This window comes from Fannyhessea vaginae DSM 15829 (assembly GCF_000159235.2).
Lineage (GTDB): Bacteria > Actinomycetota > Coriobacteriia > Coriobacteriales > Atopobiaceae > Fannyhessea > Fannyhessea vaginae.
Genome location: NZ_ACGK02000001.1, coordinates 245,963 through 260,130, shown reverse-complemented (window position 1 = coordinate 260,130; position 14,168 = coordinate 245,963). Strand labels below are relative to the sequence as shown.

Annotated in this window: 6 protein-coding genes and 2 tRNA genes; 7 read left to right on the top strand and 1 reads right to left on the bottom strand. The window is 44.0% G+C overall.

The annotated features are described in order from the left end of the window. Nucleotides 1–296: 296 nt before the first annotated feature. Nucleotides 297–2,372, top strand: coding sequence for a PfkB family carbohydrate kinase (locus HMPREF0091_RS01060; protein ID WP_006302314.1), 2,076 nt, complete (start codon nucleotides 297–299; stop codon nucleotides 2,370–2,372). A 46-nt stretch (nucleotides 2,373–2,418) separates the two neighbouring features. On the opposite strand, the gene HMPREF0091_RS01055 is transcribed toward HMPREF0091_RS01060, so the two are convergent. Continuing rightward, a tRNA-Val gene (locus tag HMPREF0091_RS01055) sits at nucleotides 2,419–2,494 on the bottom strand. An 86-nt stretch (nucleotides 2,495–2,580) separates the two neighbouring features. On the opposite strand from HMPREF0091_RS01055, the gene HMPREF0091_RS01050 reads away from it, so the two are divergent. The 6 genes from HMPREF0091_RS01050 to HMPREF0091_RS01025 all read left to right on the top strand — a co-directional run bounded on the left by HMPREF0091_RS01050 (nucleotide 2,581) and on the right by HMPREF0091_RS01025 (nucleotide 13,840). Further along, nucleotides 2,581–4,323 (top strand): Mur ligase family protein, encoded by a 1,743-nt coding sequence (locus HMPREF0091_RS01050; protein ID WP_006302313.1) that lies wholly within the window; start codon nucleotides 2,581–2,583, stop codon nucleotides 4,321–4,323. Next, nucleotides 4,313–5,293, top strand: coding sequence for an HAD family hydrolase (locus tag HMPREF0091_RS01045; protein WP_006302312.1), 981 nt, complete (start codon nucleotides 4,313–4,315; stop codon nucleotides 5,291–5,293). Before HMPREF0091_RS01050 ends, HMPREF0091_RS01045 begins: the two co-directional genes overlap by 11 nt. Before the next feature lie 142 nt (nucleotides 5,294–5,435). Further along, complete coding sequence (locus HMPREF0091_RS01040; RefSeq protein WP_006302311.1) at nucleotides 5,436–7,643, top strand: DUF6541 family protein; 2,208 nt, start codon at nucleotides 5,436–5,438, stop codon at nucleotides 7,641–7,643. A 133-nt stretch (nucleotides 7,644–7,776) separates the two neighbouring features. Further along, nucleotides 7,777–7,851: transfer RNA gene (locus HMPREF0091_RS01035), tRNA-Glu, on the top strand. A gap of 164 nt (nucleotides 7,852–8,015) precedes the next feature. Next, a complete protein-coding gene (locus HMPREF0091_RS01030; RefSeq protein WP_006302310.1) occupies nucleotides 8,016–10,028 on the top strand; it encodes a hypothetical protein in 2,013 nt (670 codons plus the stop codon). A gap of 248 nt (nucleotides 10,029–10,276) precedes the next feature. Beyond that, nucleotides 10,277–13,840 (top strand): hypothetical protein, encoded by a 3,564-nt coding sequence (locus HMPREF0091_RS01025; protein ID WP_006302308.1) that lies wholly within the window; start codon nucleotides 10,277–10,279, stop codon nucleotides 13,838–13,840. Nucleotides 13,841–14,168 lie beyond the last annotated feature (328 nt).

The window sequence follows — 14,168 nt, the reverse complement described above, 5'->3', positions numbered from 1 at the left end:
GTTGCTTAAACCCCGTTGTATCAAATGCCAGTGCGATACAGGCATTCATGTTCTTATATAGGATACATATATAGGGAACATATTTCCTAATCTTGTTTACTATAGTAGACACACATGAAAACCTGCAACGTATATCCATCCATAAATGGCATGGTTTAATCCGTCAACGGTATATTTCTTAGAAAATTATGCACAATACGCAATCTTTACTGGTAACATAATGCCTGCAATCCCAAACGTTGTTTTTCGATTTACAAGATGTCTTAATAGGGGCGATAAGCGTTCTAAGGAATACCATGAACATTAAAGATATAGCACGATTAGCAGGCGTTTCGCCAACAACCGTTTCAAAAATCCTTAATCGTAAAGACCAAAATATTAGCAGCCAAACACGCACTGTGGTATTAGACACCATTAAAAAATATCATTACACCCCTTATGCGCGTATTACCGCGCAACGAAACACATGGCTTGTAGGTGTTTGTGTGCGCGAAACAAAAGAGAATATGCGTTTGGTGTCGGGAATAATAGAAACGCTACAGAAGCATCACATATCTACCCTTGTGGTATACACGAGCGAAAAGTCTCGTGAAGAACAAAGCATTACAGAGCTTATACAATCAAATATAAGCGCGCTCATTTGGGAGCCGCTCAATACTATGCAGACTCCTACTAACACAACTATAGACAATCTTTGTGCAAAGCACGACATTGAGGTACTTAAACTTGGCAAAGATGGTGGCAAGCAAAACTATAGTATTGATTTTGAAACACTGGCGCACGACCTAAGCGCCGAGCTTATCTTGGCTGGTCATCGTCATATTGCATGTCTTACCAATAAAGAAACTCCACGCGCGTTTATACAGGGATACGCCTCGATACTTTTTCAGCGAAAAATTATGCTTGCAGAACAAAACTGTTATACAAGCGTGTGCAATGAACTGTTGCAAGCGCTTGTAAACGGCGATATAACAGCCGTGGTGTGTGCTTCATGGCAACAAGCGCAAGACCTTCGTACGCAGCTTTATACGCTTCACATACAAGCGCCGCAGGATTTTTCGCTTGTATGTCTGCAAAGCGATGCAGAATACGCGCTACAAAGCGCAGACGAGCAGACACAAATAGATACAGGCGCTGCAAACACAAATGGTTGCGCCTCTGTGGTGTATTCCTATTTGAATACGCCTATAAGTGCATACAGCATAAGTTATAAAGATTTTGGAACATATATAGCGCAACAGCTGCAGATAGCAAATCAATCGGTCGTTGATACTGATGGATGTGCGCGCAAGCAAGACACTGCCTCAGACGCCGTGTTCAACTTTATCCCCACGCATAACGCACTTACCACCAGAGCGAGCATTGCTTCGCCTCAAAATAATCAACACGAACGAATTGTAATTGTTGGAAGCATCAATATTGATACTCAGCTTTTAGTGGATCACATTCCTGACGCAGGCTCTACCGTAACTACAACCACGTCTCATATTTCGGTAGGAGGAAAAGGCCTTAACTATGCTATTGGTGTTGCCAAACTTGCACATAAAGCCGTGCTTATTGGCAACATTGGCGACGATAGCGAATCGAGCATGATTTATAAAGAGTTAAGCCGCTGGAATATAGACACCAAAGGAGTGGTACGCACAAAAGACGAGCAAACGGGCAAGGCATACATCTGTGTAGATAAACAGGGTGCGTCAACCATCACCATTCTTACAGGCGCCAATAGCAAACTTTGTGCTCAAGATATAATTGAGCGCAAACATCTATTTAAAAACGCGTCTTTATGCCTTATTCCATCCGAAGTTCCACTTGATGCAGCCGAACAGGCTTGCAAAGAGGCAAAACGCCAGGGAGCACAGGTTATTTTTAAGCCGGTGGCACTTACTGAATTTCCAAAGCGCATGGCAGCCTATATTGATTACATTATTCCCAACGAACACGAGCTTGCCGCGCTGTGTTACGCGCTCAAAAATTGCGCGCAGGCACATACTCCTCACCGTGATGACCGCAGCGCGAAAAAGGCGCAAAACGCATTGATTGATCATGCACATATGTTACTTAACCTGGGGATTCCTCATGTCATAGTTACGCGCGGTGAAAAAGGTTGTGATTATTTCTCGGCGTCCTCACATATTCATACGCCATCTCATGCATTCAAAACGATCGACACAACTGGTGCAAGCGATGCGTTTATCTGCGCGTTTGCAACAAGCTTACTGAGCAATGATACTGTTGAGCGCGCTTTAGACGACGCGTGTTATGCCGCAGGCTACAGCACCACACGACCAGGCGTTGTTCAGGCATTAATTGACGCGCAAACACTTGAACTGTATCGCGAGCGTCATATTGATACAAAGCAGAACGCTTAGGAAGTAAAAGATTTTATAAAAGGGAAAAATAAAAAAAGAAAATAAATGGTGGGCGATGAGGGATTTGAACCCCCGACCTTGTGCGTGTAAAGCACCTGCGCTAGCCACTGCGCCAATCGCCCGAAAGAAGTGTATCACAAAATGGAATTATTTCGCAGTGATATTCTTCAAGAATCCTAAATTTCTAAAACGCACTATACTAAAACGTATGGAAACAACACTTTATGACATACTTAAACAACTCCAAGCTCAAGGGCTACTTCTTGAGGTTTATAACCTCAAGTGCGACGAGCGTGACCCGCGCTGGGTTGATTTTTTGCCAAACGTTCAGTTTATTAACTCTACCTGCGATAATAACAAAATTACGGCAGCTGCAGACAGTTTAATAAACGGTTTGGATTCAAATTCGCTCTACTCACAAAAGCACCATATTTTTGTGTGCAAAGGTGCGGCGTTCAAGCCTGAGTATCTCCAAGATGCGCTCAAAAAAGGTGCAACGGCATATATGTGCGACAATACTCACGCGCAGGCGTTGCGAACATACTGCCCACATGCCGTACAAATTGTTGTTAACAACATTAGACTTGCGATGGCACAAGCAGCACCTCTCGCATGGGGACATCCCGATACGCGCCTTATTACGGTAGGAATCACCGGAACCAAAGGCAAAACAACCACCGCATGCATGATTAAAAGCATTCTTGATGCACGTGCACAACGCAAACATATATGCACTTCACAAGGCAAATCTCCTATTGGTCTTATGGGCTCTATAACCACATATGACGGTATCCTCAACGAAGAAAGTACCAATACCACACCCGAAGCTCCCGATTTTTGGCGTCATCTACACAATGCAGCAGAATCGGGAATCACACATATGGTTATGGAGATTTCAAGTCAGGCGCTTAAACACCATCGTGTTGATGGCCTTCATTTAGATGTTGCACTGTTTTTGAACATCTCGCCCGACCACATATCCAAAGTTGAACACCCTACCTTTGAAGATTATTTCTTAAGCAAGCTTATGATATTTTCTATGGCGAATGCTGCAGTTATGAATCTTGACGCCGATCATTTTGAAGCAATTTACGCGCATGCTCACGCATGCAGTCCCTTGCTTGTCTGCGGACGCGTGCACGCGCAGCGACGTCTTGAGGCATATGAGACACAATTTCTGTCAGACAAAAAAGTAGCAAGCACATTAAAGGCTGCGCTTAACCGCACGTTACCTGCAGATATAGCGGCGCACGACATACGTCCCCAAGGGTGCGGTTTGCAATTTAGCTGTGACGAAGCACACAACGCTAACGCTCAACAGCGCGACTTTTTTGTACCACTTCATGGAACATTTAATGTGGATAACGCATTATGCGCTGTTGCATGTGCCGATCTTTTACATGTCAACACGTCTGATATCCAACAGGGTTTAGCCAACACACACGTTGCAGGACGAATGGAATTTATTCCAACTCACACGCAAAACATTCAAGGCATTGTAGACTACGCACACAATAAGTTGTCGTTTAGATGCTTTTTTAGTGACCTTGCTCATGAATTTCCTCATTACAAGATCATTGCTCTTTTTGGCGCACCCGGAGGAAAAGCCTTTGACCGCAGGCGAGATCTGGTAGAAGAAGCAGCAAAATGGGCAGATACCATCATGCTAACCGAAGAAGACCCCGGACATGAGCGCGTACAAGATATTTGCAACGAAATGGCAAAGCATATGCCAAAAGGTCAGAAATACTATATTGAATGCAACCGAGCAGCCGCTATAGAAAAAGCAGTTGAGCTTGCAAATTGTTCACAAGCCAAAACACTTATTTGTATGCTTGGCAAGGGCGACGAAACCACCCAACACGAGCAAGATCGTTACGTAAGCTGCTTGCCTGATAAAGACATATTCATACATGCCGTTAATGCTCTAAAGGAGTCTCATGACCAATAACCACGCACAGAGCGCGCCTTATCAAACCACCTCACTGAACCATCTCTCATCACTAGACACCCTCAGTGACGAGCTCAAAGCACGCCTAAGCCGCATTACATACGTGCTCTCCGACACCGACAACACTATGATTAACCATAGTTGTGCTTTATGCTCCGCTGATGGAACACCCTCATTTGAGCTTGCAAAAGCGCTTGTTTTAGCACGTAAACACCATATTTCAATAGTTCCATGTACAGGTCGAAATCGCGCTATGATTCGCGAAGACGCACGCCTTTTAGGCCTTTCACAATGGATTGGCGAAATGGGCGGCATCATCTGCATAAAAGACGGAGCAGAATCTGTGTGGGAATACGCATGTGCTGATATGGAATATGACGCAAACTCACATAAGACTCCACATGACATGATTATGCAAACAGGTGTTGTTGATGCACTTCTTAAACGTTGGAGCACATCACTTGAACTGTACAACGATAACGGGCTTGGCTATCAATATCGCGAAGTGACCGTCGCGCTGCGCGGCAAGCTTGATGAAGCCGAAGCTCAAGATATGCTTAACCACTGTGGTTTAGCACTCGACTTAGTGAACAATGGTGTTGTTACTCATATTAACGGACCAACTATTCTTGCGCGCAATGCACAAGGCGTGGCTACCAATATCAGCAACTATCACATCGTTCCTAAAAATCTTAACAAGGGTTATGCAGTTGCTCAATTTATGCGCATGATGAATCTTTCTCGCGAGCAAGTACTTGCCTGTGGCGACTCATCTGCCGACTGTTCGATGGCGCAAAGCGCTGGTTTGTTTGTGCTTATGCAAAACGGTGCAAAAAATCAATCGTGTATGCAAGAACTCGCGGGCGCGGATAATGTATTTGTAACCGAGCGTCCTTCCACTGATGGTTTTTGCGATCTTATTCATCTGTTGTGTGCCTGTCAGGACGAATACAAATCAACAGGTATCTAAGCCCTGCAGAAAAATCGCAACTCGTGGTAAAGTTGATATGTACCTTATGTACAGATAGCAAGAGATATGCGCGCTTATCGCGCGCATGAACAATCTTGCTGTCTTTTTATACCTGCACATGACGTGATTATGGATTCATACTATGTGGTTTAGTTTTTTGGTAAGTGCTCTTATTGGAGTTGCACTTCTTTATATCCCAGGATTTTTGCTGCTCAAAGTTGCGCACATGGATACCGCACGCGCGCTTGCAACCGCCCCTCTCATAAGTTGTGCACTGCTTTTTGTAACAGCAGAAGCTTTGGCACTTATGCACATACCGCTTAGAGCCATTGGTTTATGTCATTGTAGTTTTATGTGGGTTGCTGCCATTATGTTCTACATTTATGCATATAAGCGCAAAATTAAGACAAAGCAAACAGCTTACTCGCACAATAACACACCCACTCACAGCCTTATGTTATGCCAAGGAAATGGACTTTTGCCACTGGCGCCCACAACATACATAACGTATCTTTGTATGGGCTTACTAGGTGGCTTAATATTTTTTATGTTGCCGATTAAATCGCCCGAAAACATTGCACAAGGCTGGGATACCGTCAGTCACTTAAGTCTTACTCAGACCATGATAGGCGAAGGTACATATAATGTGCTTATGCCCTCATTTTACGAGCATGCATTTGCAGCCATAAACCCATCATCCTACAAACCTGCATTTTATCCCGCTGGTTGGAACGTGTTATGCGCGATCATTACGCAACTTGCTCATACCAATACCGTTATCGCGGCCAATGCACTTAATTTTATCTTTGCCTCAGTAGTATATCCTTTAGCAATTATGACTTTTATAGCTCAAGTGTATCCACGCTATCCGCGCACGATATATGTAGGAGCGTTTTTACCCGCACTTTCTTGTGTGTTTCCATGGATACTTTTGGTATACGGGCCACTCTTCCCCTTTGTATCCGCGCTCTGTATCACGCCTGCTATCTTTTGGGTGTTCATGACGCTTACGCGCTCAAAAACAACTACCAAGGATCGTGTATGCCTTGTTCCAGTTTTTATCTGCGGAGCAATTACCCTTATAGCACTTCATCCTTCATCCTTTTTTGTGTGCGTACTTGTTCTTACACCGTGGTGTATGGCACGGATAAAAAACACAAGCAGAAATCTGCATATAGGCGCAAAGCGTATTAGTGCATTCTTACTATCAATTATATTTTTCTGCGCCGTTATTGCAGGGTGGATTGGCCTGTATTACCTCATTGTAGGAAAAGTTGCACTCAACTATTGGTGGAGCTCGTACAGTAGTTTTACCAACGCCCTTTTACAGGCAGTATTGTTTGAATTTGTAGGTAAGACGGCAATGGATAATTGGTTTGTTGCACCCCAACCAATACTGTTTTTTGTATTTATTATAGGCGTGTGGCAATCTTTCAAACACGCACAAGGGCGCTTTTTAACAGCGAGCTACCTTTACCTTGTAAGCGTTTGCATTATAGTTATCTCGTCGGATTCGCCCATTAAAGGTATCTTGAGCAGTTTTTGGTATACCGATCCTTACCGTATCGCCGCATTAATTGCGCTGGTAACCACGCCTGTTATTGCACGCGGATTAGATAGCTTATGTTCCTTTGCACACGAACAGCTCTATCCAATTATGCAAAACATGCACATACGCATGCATGTTGTATCTCTGCGCAAAAAAGTGCTTGCGCAAACAGGCTTATTTGCCTTTATCAAACCAAATCACCTATGGCACACAGATTTTTCCTATTTCTCGACTACCTTAGTGATCGTGGCCTTTTTAGCAGCAAATACCCTCATACCACTCCCCCAATTTAAAGAACAAGACCCCCACGAACCTCCTAACGTTATCCAAAGCAGTGGTGTTATCAATAACTTAAAAGTTGTGACTGCTGGTTATCAAGATAGCCGTTTTGTAGACGCTCAAAGATATGAATTTATGAAGCAAGCACAAAAGATCACTCGCCAAGATGTTGTTCTTAACAATCCGTTTGATGGAAGTGTTTTAGCGTATGGAATGACCTCTATGCAAACGTTTTGGCGTTATCCATACATCCTCAATGAATTTGAGAAGCCTGGTTTTACGCGTATTCGTATTGAGCTTGATGAAATCTCGTATAACGAAAAAGTACGCCATGACGTTAAAAAACTGGGTGCAAAATATGTATTGAGCCTTGGAAAGCATCGCCGTGAGGACGCAACTCTTATGGCTGAATATAGGCCTCAAGCATTTAGCGGTATAGATAGAATTACGCCCGATACAAAGGGATTCACCCCTGTCTTACAACAGGGCGATATGGTGCTGTATAAAATTAATACTATGTAAATAGGCACCACGCGAAAGCCTCATGTATGCCAAAAAATTGTTTAGTATTTGTGATGAAACCGCCTCACCACGTTTTTCTCAAAAAGTCACTAGCATAAAACTCTTCGGTTTGGTATACTTCTTCATTGCGCTTGTCCCCATCGTCTAACGGTTAGGACACCGCCCTTTCAAGGCGGAAATACGAGTTCGATTCTCGTTGGGGGTACCATAGAATTAGATGCCGTACTTTTTTGTAAGTGCGGTTTTTTTATAACGATATTTAGGGTATAATCTCCATCGCTTAAAAATCCATAATATTATATGTGGCATTTTTGCTTAATATTATGCATACGTCTACAAAACGGTTGCGCAACATACACGAGAAAGGAACCCATGCATACCTCGTTTTCGGCACATGTGGCTCGTATAGCACTCACATGCGGCTTACTTTATAGTGGTGTACCATATGCTATTTCGTACGCACAGAACACGGCAACCCCCCCCCATACAGGATTAAGCGTTACGAGCATCCAAGCCAATAATGCTCAAAACCAATCGACAAAGAAGAACGGTTTGGGAGATCATCCTACACAGCTCTCTCAAGAACCAAAAGACAACCTTGAAAAAACAAGCGAAGACGACGATCAGGTTGTGTATCAACGTAAAAAAGATCTTGATATTAAAAATCCTTTTCCTGACGTTATAAGTGATGAAGAGATCGCCACTGCGTTTAAGCACGATGATTCAATTCAAAAATATTTTTTTACAGCTGATAGTGATCGCACACAGACCCCTAAGCTTATAGATGATAATATTCTTAAAGACGAAGCGGGCACTTATACGATTTATACCGTTGTAAAAAAATATTCTACAACTGGATTATTTAATAAAATGTATGCTCAGGGATATCAAACAAGAAACGGTCTTATACTTAAAGACGGAAGCATATATGCAGGCTCAAAAGCAACGGTTGCCTATACTATGCATCCCTATTCGTTTGAGTTTAATGGTCTAGAGCTTGCACGTGATTCACACAAACAAACGTATATTGAACTTAATTCACGCGACCATTATCTCTATTACAAAATTGTTTTTCACAGCGACGGCTCACTCAACGAGCGCATGCTTACTAATTACGGAGATCAAACCAATACGGGTGGCCAACCCTTTGCGTTTTTTATATATGAAGCAATGCCGCGCGTGAGCGCTCAATTCCATTTTGTAGACGACTTTGCATATCGCGCGCAAACAAAACAAACTAACGCGAACGCCGCACTTAAACAGCGAGGAAACTCTGATGAACACCCATCACTGTCACAAAAGGAAAAGGATTTAGGCTTTGTAATTTCATCAGTGCCAAATCATCAAATACAGGGCCTAAGCGATCTTGCTAAACCCGTGATAACCGACCCTGCGCGCTTTGGTCGTAGTCAAAGCAACGACTTAAAATACACCATTCTCTCATTTGATCAAGACCCCTATGCACCAAAGGTAGAAAATGGTGTACAAACAGGCGTATTTCGCCCCACGCTCGAACAACTCACGTCTACGCATGTTCCTGGATACGTCTACTGGGATAACGATATAGACAAACCAAAGAGCGGAAAATTTGAAAACACCAACGACACCACAGAGGATTCGAGCAATCACTATCTTTCATTTGGTTACGAAATGAAAGATGGCAAACCAATCAGACGCCTAGATACAAAATATTATTATGTGACATTTAGAAAAATTCCAACGCAAGTTGTTTTTCATCAGTATAAAACCAATGATACAACGCACCAACAGACCCCTGTTACCACGGGTACATTTGATTTATATCAAAAAAATGGCACTCAAGAAACGCTGGTTAAGAAAAACATATCGCTCAGTAACGATTTTGCAAAAGACAAACCCCAAACAAGCGATGCTTTGGTTGCCGCCATGAAAACCAAAGACGCCTTGCATAAAGAGGGTTATTACGAAGTCCAAAACAAACTGTATTTACAACCAGGCTCATACGTACTGCGACAAACATCTGCGCCAACTGGTGAACAGCCACTAGAAGATATTGCTTTTGAGGTTAATTGGCAAACGCATGAAGGTGATACCACCCAGCTTACGCGGGAGCCACAGACACTTAAAGTTGTTGAGATCGATTTGGCAACCGCCAAGCACAAAGAACAAACACCAAAAACTCCGTCCCAACATGATGATACAGACTCAAATCATAATGGACCCAATCATAACGGCACCACTAACAGTTCAAATCACCAAAGTGCGGTAAAACATAAGCACATGCGGACAACACCCCAGACGTCAGATCCAAGCACATCGCTTAACTTGATGGGAGCTCTCTTAGGTGCATTTACGTTAGCAAGTGGCATTGCTGTTGCACGTGCACACAAAAAGCACATGAGATAACAGACAAGACAGAACATGCGGCAAAACGTCATTTTTGACATAAGCCGTTTATAAACACGGCGTGTATAAGCATAAACGCAATTGTTTACAAGGCATACGTAGAAGAGCGTGTGCCTTGTTTTTTCAGATCGAAGCTTCGCGTGTATCATCACAAACATATTTACGCATTCTTATGTTACCTATGGCTAACTTGGGCTAGTATAGATACCACTGTCTATATTAATATTCCCTTATCCAAGGATGGTGCCATGAATAACTCTCGTCAACATAGTGCTGCGTTTTATGCCATACATGCAGCACTTACAACGCCCGTACTAGCTGCGTGTTTTACGTTTTCTCCCCTTGCACCGCATCTGCCACAGGCATACGCACAAACACAAGAAGCCACGTCCAATGTTTCAAACACATCATCTGTCGTTAATGCAAACGCCAACCCTGCCATAAAATCGCAACAAAGCACAAGGAATGCACCTGAACCCGATGAAAGAGTTGCCTCGATTACAGACTCTGACGCTCGTAAGTGGTCGGGCATTGACGGAAGCCGTTACGGCGATAGTATTCGCAAAACCTCACGCGTTACATATACCGATGCAGGAAAGCCCCTTCCCGTTTCATGCGATGTCACTGGAGACAATCGCCCTGATATGATCTTTGTGGATGAAGCACAACAAAAAATTCATGTTGTTGACCATATTCCCTATGGCTCTGACAAAGACGATGTAGTAAAAAGCATTAACGAGCAACAAAAAGCTGCTCACATAAGCCTTCCTACCAAAGACGACCCATCTGATACGTGGAAGGTTTCGTGCGTAAAAACCAAACGAGGCGAAACTGCTACGCTGGCAATTGCCAACGGCAAAAAAGTGTTGATCGAAAAAACCAATTCAATTGTGCCTGAAGGCCTATCACAGAATGCGGCGGCCAACAGCACCGCCGCACAGGCGCAAGAGTTTGTAGTGTCCTCGACGCTTACGTTTAGCGACAACGTATATGCCATCACGTCAGCAACATCGGCTTTCGACGTACCAGGAATGTATGTTGCAGCTGGTAAAAAGTTGTATTGGTACGAATCAATACCAACATCGGACACAAACGGTGCAAAAGCAACCAAAGTATGGGAGCTTGCAGAAAACGACTTAAGCAATGGTAGCGACCCCACTGCCCAAAGCGCGCCTCGCGTAACGCTTGCGCCTCTTAACTATGCTATCGGAGAAGACCAAACTGTTGGTATTGGACTTCCTCGCCTGAATAAAGTGTATGCAATTCCCGTAAGTGCAGAGAGTGGAAGTGCGGATGAGGCGGGAACTGTTATTTACGGTACCGAAGGCGGTTTTGGCACGTCAATGGTTGCTATGAGCGACATAAACGACGATGATTGTGACGATTTTGCTATTGGCGCACCTTTTGCAAATGGCAATACGGGAGCCGTGGCAGTTATTTTTGGCAGCAAAGAGGCACGTGGAGATATTCACGTACAAACCTCCTCAACATCTGAAAACACCGTTATGCGCGGACAAGAACACGCTGGAACACTGATACGCCAGACAAATAGAGGTCGTATTGGAATGACACTGGGTTATATTCCTGCATACGACCCAGACAATAAAGGTGCGCTGGTAATTGCTCGACCCGACCACGAAGAGCATCCAGGTGCAGTTATAGTAAGCGAAACCGCCCTTTTAGAAAATCATAATAGTGGACTTGGTTTGGATGGTATTCCATCAAATCAATCAGCGTTTTTAGCAAGTGAAGAAGGCGAGGGCGACGCAGGATACTTTGTGGGCGTACTGCCCCCAAGCGACAGCGATAGCCAGCTAAGCACTATATACACCGCAGATACCAATGGAAAAGTTGACGTATGGACAGCTGATATGCGCAGACAACACCAAACAACGCCGCCTGCCAAGCCCTTATATCCCGAACCCCCAGCGCCAAGTGCCGCGCCCGCGTATACACCCGTAAACGAAGCTGATCAAAAATCATGGCTTGGTGAGTTTACCAGTGGTTTAGGAGGTGCGCTTGCACAAGCAACGGGCGATGTAACAGGAGACGGAAAGCCTGATATTGTTTCGGGAAACGCTATTCGTTCTGAGTATAAATTTGATCCATTTTACGAAGACTCAACACCCACACATGGCTGGGTATTTAACGTTACGGGAGAAATACAGATTATACCAGGTGGCACACAAGGCGGTACCAAAGGAACAACAATTGCAGATAACAAAGACGTTATTACCATTAAAGGACCACAGAAAACCGATAACCCGGCAACTGATTCGGCAATGGGCTTTAGCGTGGCAATCATTGGCGACGTTAATGGAGATGGCATAGATGATATAGCGGCAACTTCTGTTACCACAGGAAAAATATGGGTTATTTACGGTGGAAAAGATTTAGCGAAAACCAATCTTAATCAACTTACCCCTGACCGCGGTTATGTAATAGAAATGCCTTCTGATGCGGGTGGCGCAGGTTATCAAGTTACGCGCGTAGGTGATTTTGACGGTGATGGACTTGCTGACGTGGGTTTTGTTGTTGCGAATACACCTTTTGCTCTGGGTCGCAAAGAGGCAAGCTACGGCACCGCATATATTCTTAAAGGCAATAAAGATGGACGCAATATCAACCTCAAAGACCTTGAAGCTGCTCATGCAGACGTTTTATGGACGGTCAAAACGCCTAAGAATCATACGCTTAGTAGTTTTACCCAAGTAGGAGACGTTAATGGCGACGGAATAGCCGATTACGTGCTCACTGACTTTAACACGTTTACCACGCAGGGTCATATACCCGGAAAAGCGTGGGTGGTATATGGCTCAAAAGAACACAAACCCGTTGATTTGGAAAATACACTCTCTGATAGTGTTAATGCAGCCTCTGCTACAAGAAGCGCAGATACGATGAGTTCCGTGGTCACGAACGCCTCATCTAATGATAGTGGTAAGTCGTCTGTAGGCTATGAGCTTAGCATGCCCGACAATGCCTCTTGGCGACTAGGAGCTGGTAACAGCGTTGCAAATGCAGGCGATGTTAACGGTGACGGTCTAGATGATTTTGTAATCGGTTTTGATGGCGGTACTATAAGCGAACAAAGAAATGGCGGGGTTGCGCTTGTTCTTGGCACAAAATCCGCACCTAAGCAACGTGTTATAGACCCTGAAAACGTACAGAAAAACGATTCCGCTATTTATGTTTTAACTGGAAAAGCACAAGAAAGCAGTTTTGGTTGGGCAGTAGCCGCGCTACCTCAAAGCAAAAATAATCCTGATGCTCTTTTAGCTATTGGAGCAGGTAGAGAAGATCAAAACGGTGTTGCTTATATACTTCGTGTAAAAGACATTCCCCAAGGCGTTACCGCTATCAGCAAGCTTGGAAACAAGGTAGGCGTTATCCGCGATGATGGAGAACGAGCGCGGTTTGGTCGCTCTCTTGCCTTTGTGGGCAATTTCCTTGGTAAGCCAACTCTTGCTATTGGAGGCGATGGCGTAATTGATGATCCTCTATCGGGTCAAGAGGGTTATGCACACTCTGCACACGTGTTGGCAGTGGCAATTGATCGTGTTTTACCTCGTGAAGCTTCAGACGCCACAACAGATGAACATAATGAAACAGGAAACAGTGATAACCATACCTCGAATAGCGACCACAACCATCATGAGGCAGCACACTTTAAACGTGAAACGTCTATGCAGCACACACCTCAAACAGGCGATGCTTTGAACTTCAGCGCATGGATATGCGAAGCTTTTGGCTTGCTAGGTGCTGGATTAGGGTTTGCGCGCAAACACGCAAAGAAACACGCGAAAAAATAAGTACACAAGACCAATATACGTATCCCCCACGTGCTCATACTCATAAAGCGCGTGGGCGAGTTTGTTTAATATCGTAGTTAAAAAAGTTAAGAGCGGTTGAGATATAAAAAGCGCACATAGCTAATCTATGTGCGCTTTTTCATACATGGTTTGTTTGATCTTAAACCAGTCTTGCCATAAAAAATACCCTCTTATACACAGGTAAAAGAGGGTATTTCAATAACGTGCATATCAACCGCTGTAATGCGTTACACGCTTAACAGCAAACGTTTGACAGCCACATGGCAAATATCGCAACACCACATACAAGCAATACAAAAAGTAACGC

Excerpts from the sequence above, each read along its gene's own strand:
- HMPREF0091_RS01050 (WP_006302313.1), top strand. The coding sequence starts at position 2,581 with ATGGAAACAACACTTTATGACATACTTAAACAACTCCAAGCTCAAGGG.
- HMPREF0091_RS01045 (WP_006302312.1), top strand. The coding sequence starts at position 4,313 with ATGACCAATAACCACGCACAGAGCGCGCCTTATCAAACCACCTCACTG.
- HMPREF0091_RS01040 (WP_006302311.1), top strand. The coding sequence starts at position 5,436 with ATGTGGTTTAGTTTTTTGGTAAGTGCTCTTATTGGAGTTGCACTTCTT.
- HMPREF0091_RS01030 (WP_006302310.1), top strand. The coding sequence starts at position 8,016 with ATGCATACCTCGTTTTCGGCACATGTGGCTCGTATAGCACTCACATGC.
- HMPREF0091_RS01060 (WP_006302314.1), top strand. The coding sequence starts at position 297 with ATGAACATTAAAGATATAGCACGATTAGCAGGCGTTTCGCCAACAACC.
- HMPREF0091_RS01025 (WP_006302308.1), top strand. The coding sequence starts at position 10,277 with ATGAATAACTCTCGTCAACATAGTGCTGCGTTTTATGCCATACATGCA.